The organism is Streptomyces luteosporeus (assembly GCF_039532865.1).
Taxonomy (GTDB): domain Bacteria; phylum Actinomycetota; class Actinomycetes; order Streptomycetales; family Streptomycetaceae; genus Streptomyces; species Streptomyces luteosporeus.
On the sequence record NZ_BAAASL010000017.1, the window covers coordinates 13116 to 32531 of the forward strand.

Annotated in this window: 20 protein-coding genes; 15 read left to right on the forward strand and 5 right to left on the reverse strand. The window is 72.1% G+C overall.

Features of this window, described 5'->3' with window-relative positions:
* Nucleotides 1–20: 20 nt before the first annotated feature.
* Both ABD361_RS21580 and ABD361_RS21585 read left to right on the forward strand, forming a co-directional pair.
* Entirely contained in the window at nucleotides 21–617 is a 597-nt protein-coding gene (locus ABD361_RS21580; protein ID WP_344437102.1) for an HD domain-containing protein, read from the forward strand.
* Nucleotides 618–794: 177 nt separating this feature from the next.
* Nucleotides 795–1226, forward strand: coding sequence for a peptidase inhibitor family I36 protein (locus tag ABD361_RS21585; RefSeq protein WP_344437103.1), 432 nt, complete (start codon nucleotides 795–797; stop codon nucleotides 1224–1226).
* Between the two features lie 11 nt (nucleotides 1227–1237).
* Here ABD361_RS21585 and ABD361_RS21590 read toward each other — a convergent pair whose 3' ends face one another.
* Nucleotides 1238–2101 (reverse strand): LysR family transcriptional regulator, encoded by an 864-nt coding sequence (locus ABD361_RS21590; protein WP_344437104.1) that lies wholly within the window; start codon nucleotides 2099–2101, stop codon nucleotides 1238–1240.
* A gap of 70 nt (nucleotides 2102–2171) precedes the next feature.
* Here ABD361_RS21590 and ABD361_RS21595 point away from each other — a divergent pair, with 70 nt between their 5' ends.
* On the forward strand, nucleotides 2172–3089 hold the full coding sequence (locus tag ABD361_RS21595) for an EamA family transporter (protein ID WP_344437106.1): 918 nt from the start codon (nucleotides 2172–2174) through the stop codon (nucleotides 3087–3089).
* Between the two features lie 850 nt (nucleotides 3090–3939).
* Here ABD361_RS21595 and ABD361_RS21600 read toward each other — a convergent pair.
* From ABD361_RS21600 to ABD361_RS21610, 3 genes are read right to left on the reverse strand one after another with little or no spacing between them, the layout of a single operon-like run.
* Complete coding sequence (locus ABD361_RS21600; protein WP_344437107.1) at nucleotides 3940–4488, reverse strand: GNAT family N-acetyltransferase; 549 nt, start codon at nucleotides 4486–4488, stop codon at nucleotides 3940–3942.
* A complete protein-coding gene (locus tag ABD361_RS21605) occupies nucleotides 4476–4793 on the reverse strand; it encodes a 4a-hydroxytetrahydrobiopterin dehydratase (RefSeq protein WP_344437228.1) in 318 nt (105 codons plus the stop codon). Before ABD361_RS21605 ends, ABD361_RS21600 begins: the two co-directional genes overlap by 13 nt.
* A 25-nt stretch (nucleotides 4794–4818) precedes the next feature.
* Nucleotides 4819–6087 carry an NsdA family TPR-like regulatory protein gene (locus tag ABD361_RS21610; RefSeq protein ID WP_486387912.1) on the reverse strand — a complete coding sequence of 423 codons (1269 nt, stop codon included), beginning with the start codon at nucleotides 6085–6087 and terminating at the stop codon, nucleotides 4819–4821.
* A 91-nt stretch (nucleotides 6088–6178) separates the two neighbouring features.
* Here ABD361_RS21610 and ABD361_RS21615 point away from each other — a divergent pair, with 91 nt between their 5' ends.
* From ABD361_RS21615 to ABD361_RS21665, 11 genes are all read left to right on the forward strand, one after another.
* Nucleotides 6179–6685: a hypothetical protein gene (locus ABD361_RS21615; protein ID WP_344437109.1), complete on the forward strand. Its 507-nt coding sequence runs from the start codon at nucleotides 6179–6181 to the stop codon at nucleotides 6683–6685.
* A gap of 443 nt (nucleotides 6686–7128) precedes the next feature.
* Nucleotides 7129–7935, forward strand: coding sequence for an MgtC/SapB family protein (locus ABD361_RS21620; RefSeq protein ID WP_344437110.1), 807 nt, complete (start codon nucleotides 7129–7131; stop codon nucleotides 7933–7935).
* Between the two features lie 72 nt (nucleotides 7936–8007).
* Nucleotides 8008–8634: a phosphoribosylanthranilate isomerase gene (locus tag ABD361_RS21625; protein WP_344437111.1), complete on the forward strand. Its 627-nt coding sequence runs from the start codon at nucleotides 8008–8010 to the stop codon at nucleotides 8632–8634.
* Nucleotides 8635–8882: 248 nt separating this feature from the next.
* Nucleotides 8883–10139, forward strand: coding sequence for a hypothetical protein (locus ABD361_RS21630; protein WP_344437112.1), 1257 nt, complete (start codon nucleotides 8883–8885; stop codon nucleotides 10137–10139).
* 57 nt (nucleotides 10140–10196) lie between these two features.
* The gene (gene pdxH, locus ABD361_RS21635) at nucleotides 10197–10811 is read left to right on the forward strand and encodes a pyridoxamine 5'-phosphate oxidase (RefSeq protein WP_344437114.1); all 615 of its coding nucleotides are present in this window, start codon (nucleotides 10197–10199) and stop codon (nucleotides 10809–10811) included.
* Between the two features lie 73 nt (nucleotides 10812–10884).
* Nucleotides 10885–11622: a B3/B4 domain-containing protein gene (locus tag ABD361_RS21640; RefSeq protein ID WP_344437115.1), complete on the forward strand. Its 738-nt coding sequence runs from the start codon at nucleotides 10885–10887 to the stop codon at nucleotides 11620–11622.
* Nucleotides 11619–12323 carry a YggS family pyridoxal phosphate-dependent enzyme gene (locus ABD361_RS21645; protein ID WP_344437116.1) on the forward strand — a complete coding sequence of 235 codons (705 nt, stop codon included), beginning with the start codon at nucleotides 11619–11621 and terminating at the stop codon, nucleotides 12321–12323. The genes ABD361_RS21640 and ABD361_RS21645 overlap by 4 nt, the downstream gene beginning before the upstream one ends.
* The gene (locus tag ABD361_RS21650) at nucleotides 12320–14425 is read left to right on the forward strand and encodes an oxidoreductase (protein ID WP_344437117.1); all 2106 of its coding nucleotides are present in this window, start codon (nucleotides 12320–12322) and stop codon (nucleotides 14423–14425) included. The genes ABD361_RS21645 and ABD361_RS21650 overlap by 4 nt, the downstream gene beginning before the upstream one ends.
* Nucleotides 14426–14439: 14 nt before the next feature.
* On the forward strand, nucleotides 14440–15471 hold the full coding sequence (gene trpD / locus ABD361_RS21655; protein ID WP_344437118.1) for an anthranilate phosphoribosyltransferase: 1032 nt from the start codon (nucleotides 14440–14442) through the stop codon (nucleotides 15469–15471).
* Nucleotides 15472–15507: 36 nt separating this feature from the next.
* On the forward strand, nucleotides 15508–16329 hold the full coding sequence (gene trpC, locus ABD361_RS21660; protein ID WP_344437120.1) for an indole-3-glycerol phosphate synthase TrpC: 822 nt from the start codon (nucleotides 15508–15510) through the stop codon (nucleotides 16327–16329).
* A gap of 51 nt (nucleotides 16330–16380) precedes the next feature.
* Entirely contained in the window at nucleotides 16381–16995 is a 615-nt protein-coding gene (locus tag ABD361_RS21665) for a LysE family translocator (RefSeq protein WP_344437121.1), read from the forward strand.
* Between the two features lie 30 nt (nucleotides 16996–17025).
* Here the strand turns inward: ABD361_RS21665 and proP are convergent, their stop codons facing one another.
* Nucleotides 17026–18519, reverse strand: a complete 1494-nt coding sequence (proP, locus tag ABD361_RS21670; RefSeq protein WP_344437230.1) for a glycine betaine/L-proline transporter ProP — start codon at nucleotides 18517–18519, stop codon at nucleotides 17026–17028.
* A 589-nt stretch (nucleotides 18520–19108) separates the two neighbouring features.
* On the opposite strand from proP, the gene ABD361_RS21675 reads away from it, so the two are divergent.
* Nucleotides 19109–19327 (forward strand): hypothetical protein, encoded by a 219-nt coding sequence (locus ABD361_RS21675; protein WP_344437123.1) that lies wholly within the window; start codon nucleotides 19109–19111, stop codon nucleotides 19325–19327.
* The last annotated feature ends 89 nt before the right edge of the window (nucleotides 19328–19416 follow it).

Here is a 19416-nt window from a genome sequence, read left to right on the forward strand (position 1 = left end):
CGGTGGGCGACAATCGTGTCATGAGACCCGACGATCTTGTCCTGCCCGATACCGGGGCCTCGGCGGCGGCCCTGGAGGTGGCGAGCGCGTACTGCTCGCCCGCCCTCCTGAACCACTCGATCCGCTCCTACCTGTGGGGCGCGGCCCACGCCACCGCCCACGACATCGCCTTCGACGCGGAGCTGCTGTACGTCGCCGCCCTCCTCCACGACCTCGGCCTGGTGCCGGAGTTCGACAGCCACACCGTGCCCTTCGAGGAGGCCGGCGGCCACGTGGCATGGGTCTTCGCGGCCGCCGCCGGCTGGCCCGCGGACCGGCGCCGGCGCGTCTCCGACGTCATCGTCCGGCACATGTGGAACCGCGTCGACCGCGCCGACGACCCCGAGGGCCACCTGCTGGAGTACGCCACCTCCCTCGACATCTCGGGCCGCGGCGCCGACGCCCTCCCCGCGAGCCTGCGCACCGACGTCCTGGAGCGCTACCCGCGCCTGGGGCTCCCGGACGAATTCATCACCTGCTTCAAGGACCAGGCCACCCGCAAACCGGGCAGCGCGGCGGCATCGGCGATCGCCGCGGGCATCACCGACCGCGCCACGACGAACCCCCTGGACGGCTGAAGTCCCACCCAGGGCGCCGGAGGGGACGGGGCGTCCGGGTGACGGTGTCAACGAGGTGCGGCCCGTCGCCCGCAGGACGGGATCTTCAGCAGCGAGCGCAACCGGCACCGGTCTCATCGGTTAATCGCACGAATGAGACAGCCGGGGCCTGCCCCGACCCACTCCAGGGAGTCAGTCATGCTGCAGCGCATCGCCGCGTCCGCCCTCGGCCTCGCCCTCGCGGCGGCAGGTGCCCTCGCACTCGCCGCCCCGGCAGTCGCCCACGACAGGGGGCAGCACGACAGGGGGCAGGCCGTCGCCCACGACGACTGCACGGCCGGCAACATCTGCTTCTGGTCCGAACCCGGCTTCCACGGACAGAAGACCGTCTACAAGTCCGCACTCGCCGAATGCACCCGCATCGTCAAGCCGTCCGCGGACGCCCCCGAACGCCTGATGACCGCCCGCTCCGTCAAGAACCGCACCGACCGGAGCGTCGTCATCGGCTACAACGACCCGCTGTGCCTCGTCCCCGCCGGCCTGACCTCCTCCCAGACGCCCCTTCACCTGACGGCTCTGTCCGACAACGCCGACCTCGGTCAGGGCATCCAGTACATCCGCACCACCTGAGCACGCACGCCTCAAGGACGTTCCGCCACCATCTCGCGGACCAACCGGACGAGCGCCGGGATCGCCGGGTGGGCCGGGACGCCGGCGCGCCAGGCCAGGAACAGCGGCACCGCGGGGGCGTCCACCAGCGGGCGGTAGGCGATCGTCGGGTGGTCGTGCAGGCGGGGCGTCGCCGCCGTCGAGATGCCGACCGCCCGGCCCGCGGCGATGGCCGTCAGCCACTCGTCCGTATTGGCGACCTCGATCGTGCGCGTGGGACGCGCCCCGGCCGGCCACAGGTCCAGCGTGGTGGTGCCCGCCACCGTGTTCAGCGCGATCGGCCAGGCGGCGAGATCCGCCAGCGTGAGGGTCTCGCGGCCGGCCGGCTCGCTGCCCGCGGGCACCACGGCCACCCGCTCCTCCTCCAGCAGCAATTCCGTCACCAGCCCCGGCGCCGTCACCTCGCCGCGCAGCAGCGCGACGTCCACCGCGCCCCGGGTGAGCCCGGCCGTCCGGTCGTCGATCCGGCGCAGCAGCAGTGGTACGTCCGGGTGCTCCACGTCCCAGCGGCGCAGGAGCGGAACCGTGTGCTCCCCGAACGCGGCCCACGGGTGCCCCAGGCGCAACGGCAGTACCGGCAGCGCGCGCGGGTCGAGAGCCGCATCGACCGCCGCCAGCGCCGTGGCCGCCTTCTCCCGGAACGCCCGGCCCGCGGCCGTCAGCTCCAGGTGATGCGTGGAACGGTCGATCAGACGCACGCCGAGATGATCCTCCAGCTGGCGCAGCGTACGGGACAGGGCGGGCTGGCCGGTGTGCAGCCGGGCGGCGGCACGCGTGATCGTGCCCTCGTCGGCAATGGCGAGAAAGGCCCGTAGATGGCGCAGCTCCATGCTCATGCCTGTCAAGCATAAGCGCCGGTGAACCGGCATTTCACGGCGGAGCGGTCCGCTTCGTAGCGTGGACACCATGACGCAATTGAGGTCCCGGGCGGCGGCCGGGGCAACCCCCGTCCGCATCCGTACGACGACCACCCCCGGCCCCGGCAGCCTCGGCGGCATCGCCCTGGTGCTGGCCGGCACGCTCTCGGTGCAGTTCGGCTCCGCCGCGGCCGCCCTCCTCTTCCCGCGCGCCGGCGCCCTCGGCGTGGTCGCGCTGCGGGTGAGCCTCGCGGCGGCCCTGCTGCTGGCCGTGTGCCGGCCCCGGCTACGGGGCCACAGCCGCGGCGACTGGGCCGTCGTCGGCGCCTTCGGGCTGGCGCTCGGCGGCATGAACATCCTCTTCTACCAGGCGATCGACCGCATACCACTGGGACCGGCGGTCACGCTGGAGGTCCTCGGCCCCCTGACCCTCTCGGTGGCCACCGCCCGCCGCGCGGCCGGCCTGCTGTGGGCCGCACTCGCCCTCGCCGGCGTCTTCCTCCTCGGCCGCGACGGCCTCGACCGCACCGACCCGGCAGGCGCCGCGTTCGCCCTCGGCGCGGGCGCCCTGTGGGCGGCGTACATCGTCTTCAACGCGCGAGCAGGAGCCCGCTTCCCCCGCCTGGACGGACTGGCCCTGGCGATGGCGGTCGCTGCGCTGGTGAGCCTGCCGCTGGGCGCCGCCGCGGCGGGCACGACGCTGCTGCAGCCGCGCGTGCTGGGGCTGGGCCTGGCGGTGGCCGTCCTGTCCTCGGGCGTCCCGTACGCCCTGGAACTCCTGGCCCTACGCCGCCTGCCCGCACCGACCTTCGCGATCCTGATGAGCCTCGCCCCGGCGGTGGCGGCCCTGGCCGGCTTCCTGGTCCTGGACCAGGCACTGTCGGCGGTGCAGTGCGCGGCAATCGCCCTGGTGGTGACGGCAAGCGCGGGAGCGGTACGGACGGGGACGGCGAGGCGCGGGGGATGACGGGGCTGCGCCCCGCTCCGCTTCGCTGCGCGGGGTGGTGGAGTGTGCGCTGCGCCGCTTCGCTTGCTTGGGGGGCGGAGGGGGCGGGCTGCGCCCTGGGGGCCCACCCGCTGCGCGGCTGGAAGGGCGAGCCCCGCACAGGTGGGGTGCGCAGAATCGTTTGCCTGGCAGAGTGGGTCCCGCCGCTGCGCGGCTGCGGGAGTGCTGCTGCGGGGTGGCAGCGTTTCCCTTCGCGGTGGGTGGGTTGCTCCGCTTCGCTGCGCTGGGGCGGCAGCGTGCGCTGCGCCGCTTCGCTTGCTTGGGGGGCGGAGGGGCGGGCTGCGCCCTTGGAGCCCACCCGCTGCGCGGCTGGAAGGGCGAGCCCGGCAGAAGTGGGGTGCGCAGAATCGTTTGGCTGGGAGAGTGGGGTCCGCCGCTGCGCGGCTGCGGGAGTGCTGCTGCGGGGTGGCAGCGTTTCCCTTCGCCGTGGCCGGGCCGCTCCGCTTCGCTGCGCTGTCAGGAGGCCCGACCTCGGCTCGGGTGCCGTCCTGGCAGCGGAACCCTCGCGTTGGGTCTCCTTGCGGTGAGGGGCAACGCTGTCAGTGCGGGCTGTCCCCTCAAGCCGCGCAGCGGCGGGCCAACTCCGCCAGACAAACGGCTCGGGGATCCAGCACCGTGTGGGGCTCCCCCTTCCAGCCGCGCAGCGGGTGGGCCCCCAGGGCGCAGCCCGGCCCTCCGCCCCCCAAGCCGCGCAGCGGCGCAGCGCACGCTCCGTCACCCGCCCCCGGTGCCGGGCACCGCTCCCGTGCGGGGCTCGCCCTTCCAGCCGCGCAGCGGATGGGCCTCAAGGGCGCAGCCCCCGCCCCGCACCTCAGGTGAGCCGGAGCACCATCGCGTCGTACACCGGGGCCTCGTCCCACGGCTGGGACCGTCCCACCTTCACGTACCCCCACGCCCGGTAGGCGCACTGCGCCGGTGCCGCCTCGGGCTCCGGTCGCATGGTCAGGGTGATCCGTTCGACGCCTGCGCCGTCGATGAGATGCGCGTGCAGCGCGGCTGCGATGCCCCGGCGGCGCCACGGCTTGCGCACGGCGAGCTCGATGACGGCGAAGGTGCGGTCACCCGTTTCGCGGGTGAAGTCCTGCGGGAGCGGGTCGAGCAGACCGTTCCACCAGGTGGTGTCGGCCGGCAGCCGGTACCCGAACGTGAAACCGACCACCTCCTCACCCGCCCGGGCGAGTACGAGGCGGAAGCCCGGCCGCCGGGCCTGGCGCCGGAAGCGTTCGAGGAACTCGGCGACGTCCCGCGGGCCTTCGCAATACGGGGGCTCGACGTACACCTCTTCGTAGGCGGGCAGGAAGGCATCGAGCTGCCCGATTGCCTGGGCGCCGTCGGTGTGCTGGTAGGTCACTTCGGCCATGCCGGCTCCTGCGGCGCAGGGTCCGCGCCGTGGGCCGCGGCAATGGCGTCGATCCGCTCGGCGAGGTCGAAGTCGGCCTCGGTGAGCTTGTGACCGGCGTCGTGCGTGGTGATCGAGAAGCGGACGTGGTCCCACCTCAGGTCGATGTCGGCATGGTGGCCGATGAGGCGTTCGATGTCCGCGACGTGCACGATCAGTGCCACCCCGCCGTGGTAACGGATGCCGAATGCACGGGTGATCCGGTCCTGTTGGCGCTGCCAGCCCGGCAGCGACCCGAGTCGCTCGGAGATCTCCTCGTCCGTCATCGGGGTCACCGATGCCTGGCCCACGTCATCCCCTTCCCGCGGCTGCTGCGAGCACCGCATCGAGTTGCTCGCCGACCGGCTCATCGTGCCACGGGTGCATGGCCCGCCGCAGGAGTCCGAGCTCCCGGCGCATCCGTGCAGAGCCGGTGTCCCGGGCGATCCGCGCCGCGTCCCGCGCGATGTCCACGGCACGGTCGGGGGCCCGGGCGATTGCCGCGGCGGTTGCCTGGCGGGCCAGGTAGACGCCGCGGTCGCGGCGGGCTGTCGCCGGAACCTCGGCCAGCACGTGGTTCCAGAGCGCATCGGCTTCCGCGCCGAGCCCGAGGCGTCCGTAGCACGTCGCGCGCTGCACTTCGAGGTAGCAGGGGGTTCGTCGGCAGGCGTTGCCCCAGGGCACCTCGTCGTCGACACGCCCCAGGAGTGCTTCCGCTTCGTCGATGAACGTGTCGACGGACCGGCGGTCGTCGTTCAGGCTCGCCCCGTGGGCCTGCTGCTGCAACGCCATGACCCGCACCTTCGGGGAGAGCGCACGTCCGCCCGTCAGCACCGCCTCGCACAGGTCGACCACGCCGGTGCCGTCCCCCAGGTCCGTTCGTACGTGGGCCAGGTTGACGAGCGAGTAGCCGATCAGATCGGGGTCCTGCACCCGCATGGCGAGCTCTTGCGTGATGCCTCGCCAGAACGACGCCGCGCCGAGATCGCCGGCGTCCTGGTAGAGCCAGCCGATCAGGGCGGCGTACGCGGCTCCGACTCGGAGCAGTTCGCGTCGGGTCTCTGCCCGCGCAGCCCTGACCAGCCGGTCGATCAGCTCGTACTGGGCCGACACCGTGCCGATGAGATCGTGCGGGCCGAGCAGCATGTCGGCCTTGTAGTGGCCCTCCAGCTGGTCGCGGAAGTATCCGATCAGCGCGGGGTCCACATGACGTCGTTCCACGGGCCCGGTGGTGAGGGCGGCAGCCGTCACGGAGGCGAGGGTGGGGCGGTCCGGTCGGGGCGACTCCGCACCGCGCTCTGCGCGGACCCAGCCGGAGGGCGCCGCGAAGCCCAGGTCCTCGGGCCATGCGCCGAAAGCGGCGTGGAGCGCCGTGGCGTAATCACCGCGTGGCCACCCGGGCTTGGCCGACTCCCAGCGCCGCCATGTCCTCGGGGAGACCTCGAATCCCGCGTCGCCGAGTACGTCTCTGCCGGCTTCCGTAACTCCTCGCGCGGCGGCTTCCCCTGATCGCCAGCCGCGCTTGAGCCGCGCTGCTCGTAAGAGGTGGTTTCCGCCGTCCGGCGTGGTGTGGTGCCCCATGGAACGCTCCGCAGGTGTGGCCGTCGAATGGCCGGTGAGTGGCCGCTCGTCGGCCTGGTCGGCAGGTGTCGCGGAACAGCATCATCCCCCTGTGATCAGCGAACACGCACAGAAGTCGAAGAACCTGCCCCCATCAGGGGACTGCCTGCAGCCCGCAGGGGCAACGTCCGCCGCCCGCTGGCTCGTCTCCCGCGCGACGCACCCCCGTGACGCCTGGGAGGACTGGGCCCACGGTCAGCCCGCCATGCTGCGCATGGGTGCGCACCTCGAAGCGTTGCGGTTGCCGGCCGGGCTCGTGCATCGGGCCGCCGGTGGGGAGGAGCCCGGTGTCGTGCGGGAGGTGTTCCGGCGGTGCGGCGTGGGGCGTGGGGTCATTGTCGGGGTGCACGGGTGGTCGTACTACGTGCTCGTGCCGCCCGGTACGTCCCGCACGCGGGGTGATGGGCGGATCGCCTGTGCCGGGCCGGGGGATTACCTCGGGGTGCCCGCCGTGGAGCGGGATGCGCCGCCCGGTAGTTACTGGTTGCTGCCCCCGCCCGAGGGGCCGGGCGAGCTGTGCGACCCGGCCGCCGTACTCACCGCGGTGGTGGCACCGTGATGCGGTGGTGTGCCTGGCACAAGGAGATGGTGCCGCCCGGCGAGGCCCTCGTCGTGGATGTCGTGTACGGCGATCAAGTCGCCGCCCACGTCTACGCGTGCGACCGCTGTGTCGCCGAACACGGCTCCCGGAGAGCATCTGCACCTCACGGATCGCGTGTGGCATGCTGGGTGGCCGAAGGTGCCCCCGCGAGCGAGGAGGTGGTCGGGATGAGGAGTCACAGTCCCGAGGGAAGTCCTCGCATCAGCCGTTCGGCCCACTGAGTCGCGCGGGATTGCGCGCGGGATTTCCTGTTTCCTGAAAGCCCCTGGCGGGTTTTTCTGTTGCCTCGGTGTTCTTTCGGGCGTTTTCTGCTGCCCGTCGTTCCGTCCGGTGCGGCTGCCGTTTTCGTTGAATTCGTCGTGCCGCCGTGACGAGGAGACGAAGAAGGAGGAGAGCGGACCATGGCGGTGATCAACGAGTGGCACATGGCGGCCAATATCGGCGCGGGTCTGGGCTTCGGTGCGTGTATCGGGCTGGAGCGTCAGTGGCGGGCGCGGATGGCGGGGTTGCGTACCAATGCTCTGGTGGCCGCCGGGTCCGCCCTGTTCGTTCTGCTGTCGACGTACGGGTTTTCGACGGCGACGAGCAGTGCGGGTTATGACGGCTCGCGGGTGGCGGCGCAGATCGTCTCGGGCATCGGTTTTCTCGGTGCGGGTGTCATCATGCGCGACGGGCTGAACGTGCGGGGGCTGAACACCGCGGCCACGCTGTGGTGCTCGGCCGCCGTCGGTGCGCTGGCCGGTACGGGGTTGTACGTGCTGGCGGGGCTGGGTACGGCCGGGGTGATCGCGGCCAATACGGCGTTGCGGCCGCTGGCGCGAGGGTTGGACCGGGGGAGCCGGGGCGGCGCGGAGGTCGTCACCGACTATCTCTTCGAGGTGGTGTGCACCGAGCCGGAGGAGGCCCATGTGCGCACCCTGGTGGTGCAGGCCGTGGCGCGGCCCGGGTTCCTGTTGCGGTCGGTGCACAGCAAGGATGCCGAGACGCCGGGGAAGGTGACGGTCTCGGCGGAGCTCAGCACCGAGCGGCGGGACGAGCGCATGCTGGAGGAGGCCGTGAGCAGGCTGTCACTGGAGCCGGCGGTCTCGGCCGTGAGCTGGACGGTGCTGAGCGGTCCGGCGGACGACGAGAACGGTGACGCGGACGACGACTACGGCCGCGGCGGGCGCGCCCAGCGCCGGGTGCGCAACCTGTTCACCCGGGGGTGAGGCATGAGGTACGTTCTCGGGACCGAAGGACGTCGAGGGACGTAGCAGGACGCAGGGGGAGGAACGCCGCGCGTGGGATCGTCGCTGTTCATCAAGATCTGCGGGCTGAGCACCGCGCGGGACGTCGACACCGCCGTCGTGGCGGGGGCCGACGCGGTCGGTTTCGTCTTCGCCGAGAGCCCCCGACGGGTCGACGCGGCGACGGCGCGGCGCCTGGCCGAGCGGGTGCCCGGCAACGTGCTGACGGTCGGGGTGTTCCGCGGGCAGTCCGTGGCCGAGGTGCGCGAGCTGAGCCGTGCCGCGGGGCTGCGCTCCGTACAGCTGCACGGCGACGAGGGGCCGGAGTACTACGAGGCGCTGCGGCCCGAGGGCTGGACGCTGATCCGGGCCACGTCCTTCCGGGGCGCCGCGCTGCGCTGCGGTGAGCTGGGGGAGGACCACCTGCTGCTGGACGCCCCGGCCCCGGGGGCGGGCCGGCCGTGGGACTGGGGGGACGAGGCGTTCGTCGCGCCCGAGGGCTCCTGGCTGCTGGCGGGCGGCCTGACCCCCGGCAATGTGCGCGCGGCGGTGCGGGCCACCGGCTGCTGGGGCGTGGACGTCTCCAGTGGTGTGGAGGCGAGCCGGGGCGTCAAGGACCCCGTTCTGATTGAAGAGTTCATCACTGCGGCCCGTTCCGCCGCCGTCCGTTCCGGGGAATAAGCGGAATCAGACCGGCCGCCGCGCGGGCCACGGTGCCGGTGTATGCTTCGAACGCCGACGCGATGAGCGAACGTCATTTCGGTGACCGTGGTTCCGTCGTCGGCTTCCTTGTGGATGCTTTCCTTCCACTTCTCGTTCCCCCGCGTTTTCTCCTTCACGCACTTCTCGCACCTCCCGTTTCTCTCCACGCACCAAGGCACGTCGGCACACGGCAAGAGCTTCGGTAATCACGAGAGCGAGGGCGGCACATGACCGCGAGCGACTGTAGACTGACCGGCTCCTGGGTCGGCAGGGCCGATCTGCGGCTGATAGCCGATCAGGTAGGGACGCCGGTCTTCATTTACAGCCAGGAACAGATCCTCAAGAACATAGCCCGCATCAAAGGGGCTGCTCAGGCCGCCGGGCTCGGCTCGCGCGTCGAGCTGTACGTACCGTTCTTCCCCAACTCCAATCCCCACGTCCTGAAGCCCTTCCAGGAGCTCGGCGTGGGGATTCTGCTGCAACTGCCCAGTGAATACCGGCTGTTGCGACGGTTCGGCTTCGAGAAGTTCATCGTCTCGCCGGGCCATGTCTCCGACGAGGAGATCACCTTCTGGGACCGCGCCGGCCACCCCGTCTTCCTCTCCAGCCTCGACGAGGTCGCCCACTCCCTGCGCACCGGCGCCCCGACCATCAGCGTGCGCATCGACAGCCTCGACTCGGGCAAGCCCGGCGTGAAGTTCAGCCAGCTGGGCGAGCTCTCCGCACTCCTCGCCGACCACGGGCGGGAGCTGGAGTGCCTGGAGGTCTACTGCGGCAGCGGCAATTCGCTCGACGACATGGTCGGCATCATCGAGAACCTGTTCCACATCTACACCACCCACTTCCCGACCGCGCGGTCCATCAACTTCGCCGGCGGGCACGGGTTCGTGTACGAGAAATGGGACGAGGAGGAGAAGCACTTCGACTGGCGGCAGTACTTCGCGGCCCTGCGCGAGACCGCCGACCGGATGGGCATCCCCGAGCACGTCACCTTCCTCTTCGAGCCGGCCCGCGACGTCCTCGCCGACACCGGTGCACTGCTGCTGAGCGTCGAGCGCAACGTCATCACCCACTCCGTCGGCAGCCTCGTCGTCACCGACGGCTCCCGCATGCTCATGCCCTCCGCCCAGCTGCGCGACCGCCGCCACAACGTGGTCTTCCTCGACGCGGACATGAAGGAGCTCCCGCCGGGCGACGGCACCAAGGGCGTCGAGGCGATGCTGCGCGGCCGCAGCATCCTGCGCCACGACTACATCCTGCCCGGCGAATACGCCGTGCCCGAGGGCGTGGGGGCCGGCGGCCACCTGCTCATCCTCGACGTCGGCGCCTACTGCGCCACCCAGCACATGGAGTTCCTCAACATCCCGCCGACCGCGGAAGTGCTCATCGACACCGCCGGCACGCCGCACCTGATCACCGCCCGGGGCGACGACCTCGACAAGTGGCGGCACCTGCTGCACGAGAAGCAGCCCGTCGGGCGCTAGGGCCCGACCGTGCCACCGGCGTCCGGACGATTCGAACCCACGGCGAGGAGCGGGCCCGTGCCCACCGACGACCGAGCACTGCCTTCACCCGACAGCGACCCCTTCGAGCTCTTCGGCACCTGGCTCACCGACGCCGAGGCCGGTGAGCCCAACGACCCCAATGCCGTGGCCATCGCCACCGCGGGCCCCGACGGCCTGCCCGACGTGCGCATGGTGCTGCTCAAGGGGTACGACACCGACGGATTCGTCTTCTACACCAACACCCAGTCGCAGAAGGGCACCGAGCTCGCCGCCAACATGCAGGCGGCCGGCGTCCTGCACTGGAAGTCCCTGCGCCGGCAGGTACGCTTCCGCGGGCCCGTGGAGCGCGTCACGGACACCGAGGCCGATGCCTACTTCGCCTCGCGCCCCCGCGACAGCCGCATCGGCGCCTGGGCCAGCCGGCAGTCCCGCCCGCTGTCCGGCCGCGCCGAGCTGGAGGAGGCCGTGGCCCGCGAGAGGGCCCGCTTCGCCGCGGGCGAGGTGCCGCGCCCGCCGCACTGGACCGGCTACCGTGTCAGACCCGTCTATCTGGAGTTCTGGACGGACAGGCCCTTCCGGCTGCACGACCGCCTGGTGTTCACCCGGGACAAGCCGGAGGGCGACTGGGACAGGGGCCGGCTCTACCCCTAGCGGCGGCCCCGCGCCCAGCGGCCCGTACCACCGCACGATCCCGTACCCGGCACACACTTCAGGGACAGCACGCATGTACTTCACGCACGCCGATGCCGTCTGGGAGGCCCACCCGGGCCTGCGCGCCGCCGTGATCGCCGTCGACGGCGTCCTCGGCATCACCGCCACCCGCGCCTACCAGGACAAGCTCCTGCCGCGCGTCGAGGAACGCCTCGCCGCCGGCGGCGAATCCGCCATGCCGGAGATCTCCGCCTGGCGCGAGGCGTTCTCCGCCATGGGCCTGAAGCCCACCCAGTACCGCTGCGCCTCCGAGGCCCTGCTGCGCCGCTACCGCAAGGAGCGCTCGCTGCCGGCCTTCCACCCGCTCGTCGACTACCTCAACACCGTCTCCATGGCCTTCGCCGTGCCCGTCGCCGTCTTCGACTGCGACCGCGTCGCCGGCGGCATCACCGTCCGCCCCGCCGAGGGCACCGAGGAGTACACCACCTTCCAGGGCGACAGCGAGCACCCCGCGCCCGGCGAGGTCGTCTTCACCGACGCCGCCGGGTACGCCCACTCCCGGCGCTGGACGTTCCGGCAGAGCGCCCGCTCGGTGGTCGGCCCGCACACCGAGCGCGCCCTGATCGTCGCCGAGGCCCTGCACCCGAGCGCCGAAGCCGACCTGACCGCCCTCCAGCAGGAGATCACCACCGTCCTGGGCGAATGCCGCGTGCGCGTCGGTGCCGCCAAGCTCGTCCGGCCGACCGAGCGCCGGCTGGAGTTCTTCTCCGCATTCCCCGGCGAGGAATCCACCAGCGAGGAGAGGCCGTGACCACCACCGAGGAGACCCCGCGCACCGATCCCGTGGCCGGCCTCGCGGCCGTGCGGCAGGCAGTGGACAGCGCGTGCGCCCGCGCCGGGCGGGAGGCGGGATCGGTCACCCTCGTGGCCGCCTCCAAGACCGTGCCGCCCGACGTCCTCGCGCGCACGATCGAGGCCGGGCACCTGGTGTACGGCGAGAACCGCGTCCAGGAGGCCCGCGCCAAATGGCCACCTCTGCGCGAGCGATGTCCGGAGATCGAACTGCACCTGATCGGGCCCCTGCAGAGCAACAAGGCGCGCGAGGCGGTGGCCCTGTTCGACGTCGTCCACTCCCTGGACCGCGCGAGCCTGTGCCAGGCCCTCGCCCGCGAATGCGCCCGCCAAGGCCGCATGCCCCAGTTCTTCGTCCAGGTCAACACCGGTGCCGAGCCGCAGAAGGCCGGCGTCCTGCCCGACGCCGCGGACGCCTTCGTCGCCGCCTGCAAGGAGACCTACGGCCTCGACGTGCGCGGCCTGATGTGCATCCCGCCGGCCGGTGAGCCGCCGGAGCCGCACTTCGCCCTGCTCGCCGCCATCGCGGCCCGCAACGGGCTGCCCCTGCTGTCGATGGGCATGAGCAACGACTACGCCAGTGCCGTCGAGCACGGGGCCACCCATGTGCGCGTGGGCAGCGCGATATTCGGTGCGCGGCCGCCGTGGACGGCCGCATGAGCAGGCCCGCGCGCTACGACATCCTCTTCGAGCCGGTGCGGATCGGCCCGGTCACCGCGAAGAACCGCTTCTTCCAGGTGCCGCACTGCAACGGCATGGGCCGCGCCTTCCCCAGCTCCATGGCCGCCATGCGCGGGGTGAAGGCCGAGGGCGGCTGGGGGGTGGTCGTCACCGAGCAGTGCGACGTCCACCACTCCGGCAACCACCTGCGCGAGCTGCGCCTGTGGGACGAGCAGGACATCCCCCACCTCGCCCGGGCCGCCGAGGCGATCCACCGCCACGGCGCCCTGGCCGGCATCGAGCTCGCGCACAACGGCTTCCACGTCGCCAACCTCGAAAGCCGCACCGTCCCCATCGCACCGAGCCTGCGGCCCACCCGCGGGATCGCGCCCGTCACCGCCCGGGCCATGGACAAGGACGACATCCGGGCCGCCCGGCGCTGGCACCGCACCGCCGCCCTCAACGCCCGGCGCGCCGGCTTCGACATCATCTACGTCTACGCCGGCCACGACATGTCGCTGCCCGTCCACTTCCTCTCCCGCCGCCACAACCACCGCACCGACGAGTACGGCGGCAGCCTGGCCAACCGCGCCCGCTTCCTGCGCGAGCTGATCGAGGACGCCAAGGAGGCCGTCGGCGACACCTGCGCCGTCGCCGTCCGCTTCGGCGTCGACGAGCTGATGGGCCCGCGCGGCATCGGTGCCGAGGACGAGGGGCGCGAGGTCGTCGAGATGCTCGCCGACCTGCCCGACCTGTGGGACGTCAACCTCAGCAACTTCGACAACGACGGGCAGACCTCCCGCTTCGCCGCCGAGGGCTTCCAGGCCGCGTACGTGAAGTTCGTCAAGAGCGTCACGACCAAGCCGGTGGTCGGCGTCGGGCGCTTCACCTCGCCCGACACCATGGCCGCCATGGTGCACGGCGGCACCCTCGACCTCATCGGCGCCGCCCGCCCCTCCATCGCCGACCCCTTCCTGCCCCGCAAGATCGAGGAAGGCCGCTTCGACGACCTGCGCGAGTGCATCGGCTGCAACATCTGCGTCGCCGGGGACAAGGCGGGGGTGCCCATGCGATGCACCCAGAACCCCACCATGGGCGAGGAGTGGCGGCGCGGCTGGCATCCCGAGTACATCCCGCCCAAGGACACCGACGACACCGTCCTCGTCGTCGGCGCGGGCCCCGCGGGCCTGGAGGCCGCCCGCGCGCTGGGCCAGCGGGGGTACGAGGTGCTGCTGGCCGAGCGCACCCGCGAACTCGGCGGCCGGGTCACCCTGGAGAGCCGGCTGCCCGGCCTGGGGGAGTGGGCCCGGGTGCGCGACTGGCGCCTGACGCAGCTGCGCCGGATGCGCAACGTCCAGATAGCGCAGGACAACGAGATCACCGCGGACATGGTGCTCGACGCCGGTTTCTCGCTCGTCGCCGTGGCCACCGGCGCCGCCTGGCGCGCCGACGGCATGGGGCGCGTCCACAGCGAGCCCCTGTCGGGCCTGGGCGCCGTGCCCGTCCTGACCCCGGACGACATCATGGCCGGGTGCCTGCCCGCCGGCCGGGTCGTGGTCTTCGACGACGACCACTACTACATGGGCGGGGTCCTCGCCGAGCGGCTGGCCGCGCACGGCTGCGAGGTCACCTTCGTCACCCCCGAGCCGCTGGTGTCGGCCTTCACCCAGTTCACGGCCGAACACAAGCGCGTGCAGCGGCGGGTGATGGAGGTGTGCGCCGACGTGCTGCCGACGACGGCCCTCGTCCGCCTGGAACCGGAGGCCGCCGTGCTCGCCTGCACCTACACCGGCCGCGAGCGGACCGTCGCCGCGGACGCCGTCGTCCTGGTCACCGGCATGGTGCCGCGCGACGACCTCTACCGGGACCTGCGCGCCCACGGCGAGCAGGCGCTGGCGGCCGCGGGCATCCGCCGCGTCGTACGGGTCGGTGACTGCCTGGGGCCGGGCATCATCGCGGCCGCCGTGCACAGCGGCCACCTGTTCGCCCGCACCCTCGACACGGCCCTGACCGACGAGACGCCCTACCGGCGCGAGAACGTCGAGCTCCGCCCGGAGCGGCCCCTGCCCCTGCTCGGTGCCGACCCGCGGGCCACGCGCTGAAGGAGACCAAGCCCATGACCGGAGCTTCCGCGTTCACCGACTTCAAGGACGTGGTCCGCACCGTGGCGACCGGGGCGGCGCTCACCCGCCACCAGGCCGCCCACGCCTTCGAGATGATGATGGCCGGCCGGGCCACCCCCTCCCAGATGGGCGCGCTGCTGATGGCCATGCGGCTGCGCGGCGAGACCGTCGAGGAGATCACCGGCGCCGTCACGGCCATGCGCGCGCGGATGCTCCCCGTGGCCGCCCCGCCCGGCGCGATGGACCTGCTCGGCACCGGCGGCGACGCCTCCGGCTCGTACAACATCACCACCTGCGCCGCCTTCGTCGTCGCCGGCGCCGGCGTGCCCGTCGCCAAGCAGGGCAACCGGGCGCTGTCCTCGCGCAGCGGCGCCGCCGACGTCCTGGCCGCCCTCGGCGTACGGATCCAGCTGCCGCCCGCCGCCATCGAACGGTGCCTGGCCGAGGCCGGCATCGGCTTCATGTTCGCCCCCGACCACCACCCGGCCTCCCGCCACGTGCACCCCACCCGCATCGAGCTCGCCACCCGCACCGTCTTCAACCTGATGGGCCCGCTGACCAATCCGGCCGGGGTGCGCCGGCAGGTCGTCGGCGTCTTCGCCCGCGAATGGACCGAGCCGCTGGCCCGGGTGCTCGGCGAACTCGGCTCGGAGCGGGCCCTGGTCGTCCACGGCTCCGACGGCCTGGACGAGATCACCACCGCCGGCCCCACCACGATCGCCTCGCTCGAGAACGGTACGGTCCGCACCTTCGAGGTCGCCCCGGAGGACGTGGGCCTGCCCCGCGTCGCACCCGAGCACCTCAAGGGCGGCGACGCGCGGGCCAACGCCGATGCGCTGCGCGCCGTGCTGCGCGGCGAGCCGGGCCCGTACCGCGACGTGGCGCTGTTCAACGCGGCCGCGGGCCTCGTGGTGGCCGGCCGGGCCGCGGACCTCAAGGAGGGCGTGGCGCTGGCCGCGCAGTCCGTGGACTCCGGCGAGGCCCTCCGCCGCCTGGACCTGCTGGTGGCCGCCTCGAACGCCTGACCTGCCCCACCGCAACCGTCCTGCGAGGAGCGTGTCTTGTCCGACTTCCTGCCCCGCATAGAGGCCTACAAGCGCGAGGAGATCGCGGCGGCCAAGCGCGAGCGCCCGCCGGCCGTCCTCGCCCGCGAGGCCGCCGCGGCCCCGCCGCCGCGCGGCTTCCTCGCCGCGATCGAGGCCCGCACGGCGAGCGGCGCGTACGCCGTCCTCGCCGAGATCAAGAAGTCCAGCCCCTCCAAGGGCCTCATCCGCGCCGACTTCGACCCGCCCGCCATCGCCCGCGCCTACGCAGCCGGCGGCGCCACCTGCCTGTCGGTGCTCACCGACGCGCGCTCGTTCGAGGGCGCCCCCGGGCACCTGACGGCGGCCCGCGAGGCCACCGCCCTGCCGGTGCTGCGCAAGGACTTCCTCTACGACCCCTACCAGGTGATCGAGGCCCGGGCCTGGGGCGCCGACGCCGTACTGATCATCATGGCCGCGGTCGACGACGCCACCGCCAAGGACCTGGAGGACACCGCCCTCGGCCTCGGCATGGACGTGCTGGTCGAGGTTCACGACGAGGGCGAGCTGGAGCGGGCCCTGCGCCTGCGCTCCCGCCTTCTCGGCATCAACAACCGCGACCACCACACCTTCGAGACGACCCTGGCCACCAGCGAGCGGCTGGCCCCGAGGGTGCCGGCCGAGCGGGTCGTCGTCGGGGAGAGCGGCCTGACCGGCCCCGCCGACCTCGCCCGGCTCGCCCGGGTGGGCATCAACGCCTTCCTCATCGGCGAGTCCCTCATGCGGAAACCGGACATCGAGGCGGCCACCCGTGCGATCCTGACGCGCGAAACGCCCGAACGCGACGCGGCGATCGAGTAAAACGTCTTTCGTACGATCCGATCCCGCCTCCGTCGCTAAGGAGCACCGCCCGTGGGCATCGAATTCCTGGTCACGTCCTTAATCGTGACCGTCTCGCCCGGCACCGGCGTCCTGTACACCCTCGCCACCGGACTCTCGCGCGGCTTCCGGCCGAGCATCGTGGCCGCCTTCGGGTGCACCCTGGGAATCGTCCCCCACATGGCCGCCACCATCATGGGCCTGGCGGCGCTCATGCACACCAGCGCCCTCGCCTTCCAGACCTTCAAGTACCTCGGCGTCGCCTATCTGTTGTACGTCGCGTGGAACACCTGGCGCGACCGCGGAACCCTGAGCGTCGACGAGCAGCAGGGCGAGCCGCCCTCGGCCGCACGGGTGACCCTGACCGGCATCCTGCTGAACATCCTCAACCCCAAGCTGACCATCTTCTTCCTGGCCTTCCTGCCGCAGTTCGTCAGCACCGACGAGGCCGACCCGGTGCCGCGCATGCTGGAGCTGAGCGCCGTCTTCATGCTGATGACGTTCGTGGTCTTCGTCGGCTACGGCCTGCTGGCCGCCTCCGTCCGCGACCACGTCATCTCGCGGCCCCACGTGATGATGTGGATGCGCCGCACCTTCGCCGGCGCCTTCGTGGCGCTGGGCGCCAAGCTGGCGTTCACCAACGTCTGAGGCCGGTGGCGGCGGGCCGCCGGCCCGCCGTCAGGACTCCTCGTCGTGCCGGTGCCCGGGGTGGCGCAGGTGCATCCACATGTCCCGGGCCCGGCGGCCGGCCTCGGCCCGGCTGCGGGCGACCAGCCGCCGCGCCTGCTCCGGCGACTCGACCATCGGGCCGGAGCCGCGCAGCGGCTTGCCCGCCGTCTCGTGCAGGAAGAACGCCGAGAAGAAGCCGATGACGCCCGCGCCCATCAGGTAGTAGGCCGGGATCATCTCGTTGTGCGTGCTCTCCAGCAGCGCCGAGACGACCAGCGGCGTGGTGCCGCCGAACAGCGAGACGGAGATGTTGTACGACACCGACAGCGCCCCGTAGCGCATCCGGGTGGGGAAGAGCGCCGGCAGCGTCGCCGCCGAGGTGCCGGCGAAGACCACCAGCAGCAGCCCGAGCATGAAGCAGCCGAGCGCCGGCAGCAGCACGCCGCCGGCCCGGATGAGCAGCACCGCCGGGACGGCCAGGGCGACCAGGGCGGCGCTGCCCGCCATGAACAGCGGGCGGCGCCCCCAGGTGTCCGAGCGCCGGCCGACGGTGGTGATGGTCAGCGCCACCAGGATCATCGTGGCCAGGACGAGCAGCTGCGCGGTGGTGGGGTTCTGACGAAGCGTCTCGGTCATGAACGTCGGCAGGTAGGACGTCACCACGTAGTTGGTGACGTTGTAGACCACCACCAGGCCCATGCAGATGAGCACCGCGTGCCAGTGCCCGGTGAAGATCTCCTTCAGTCGGCCGTGCCCGGACTGCCGGGCCTGCTCGGCGCTGGCCACCTCGGCCTCGCTCTCGGCCTCCGCGCGGAAGGCGGGCGTCTCCTCCAGACGCATGCGCATGTAGAGCCCGATCAGCCCGAGCGGGCCCGCCACCAGGAAGGGCAGCCGCCAGCCCCAGTCGGTCATGCCGTCGGTGCCCAGGGCCGCGGTGAGCAGGGTCACCAGGCCCGAGCCGAGGGCGTAGCCGATGAAGGTGCCGAAGTCGAGCCAGCTGCCGAGGAAGCCGCGCCGCTTGTCCGGTGCGTACTCGGCGATGTACGTGGTGGCGCCCGCGTACTCGCCGCCGGTGGAGAAGCCCTGCACCAGGCGGCACAGGAGCAGCAGGACGGGGGCGGCGAAGCCGGCCGTGGCGTACGCGGGCAGCAGGCCGACCGCGAAGGTGCTGACCGCCATCATGATCATGGTGGCCGCGAGCACCCGCTGCCGCCCGATGCGGTCGCCCAGCGGGCCGAAGACCAGGCCGCCGAGCGGGCGCACGACGAAGGCCGCGGCGAAGGTGGCGAAGGCGGAGACGACCTGGGCGCCGGGGGACGTGGCGGGGAAGAAGACCTTGCCGAGCGTGGCCGCCATGTAGGCGTACACGCCGAAGTCGAACCACTCCATCATGTTCCCGAGCGCCGCGGCCGAGACGGCGCGGTGCACCTCGGGGCGGTCGGTGACGGTGACGTCCTCGATGGTCAGCGGCTGCTTGCCGCGCCGCAGCACGATTCTGAGCATCCGGTCGGTGGCCGAAGTGCCGCCGCGCTGCGGGGTGCGCCCGGGCGCGGACTGCCGCTTCGGGAATCTTCTGCGATCGGCGCTCAAATCCTTCACCTGCTGTGGTCGGGGCCGGGACGCGGTGGCTCCTGCCCGGCCGGGCGCGGCCCACACGTGCGATGCCCGTGGTGGACCGGTCACGCATCGTCACTTCAATGAATCTTCACACGGCGTGAGCCGTGTGTCCGTCACCACACGGCCGTCCCGCGAAATGCCGGGTTTGCCGCACGCGCTTGATGATCGTGTGTCCGGATGTGTTCCCCGAGCGGGACGGGGGGCCCGGATCTGTTACTCGATCCTGTGGAGAAGTTGTGATGATCCAGTAAAGGAACAGGAAAGTGCGCCATTTGAATGGCCCGTGCATGCGGGAGCGGAGGGCAACGCGGTTGGAACTGCCACCGGTTCACGTGCTTACATCTGCGCACCGCAGCGGCTCTTCGAACGGTGGTCGATCCGACCGGGCCGCTGCTGGAATGGCCGGCCTTTGGCCGAGCCTGCCCGATTCCTGCCCGAATTCCCCCGGGAAAACACGAAAGAAAGGTGCGCACCCATGCGTGACAACCTCGAGACCCGCGAGATCGCCGACGCCGAGCTGGACGCCGTGGCCGGCGGCATCGGCATCTCCGGTGGCCTCCTCGGCGCCGTGACCGGCGACGTCGACAACGTCCTGGGCACCGTGACCGGCCTGCACACCGTCCACGCCGCCACCGCCCTGCCCGGCCAGGTCGAGGGCATCGCCGGCGTCCACGTCGGTATTGCCGGCCTCTGATCGACGGCTTGCAAATGAACCCCGGAACTCTCCCCGTTCCGGGGTTCACTGCCGTTGCCGTTCCTTTTGCCGCCGCGTCACGAATGCAG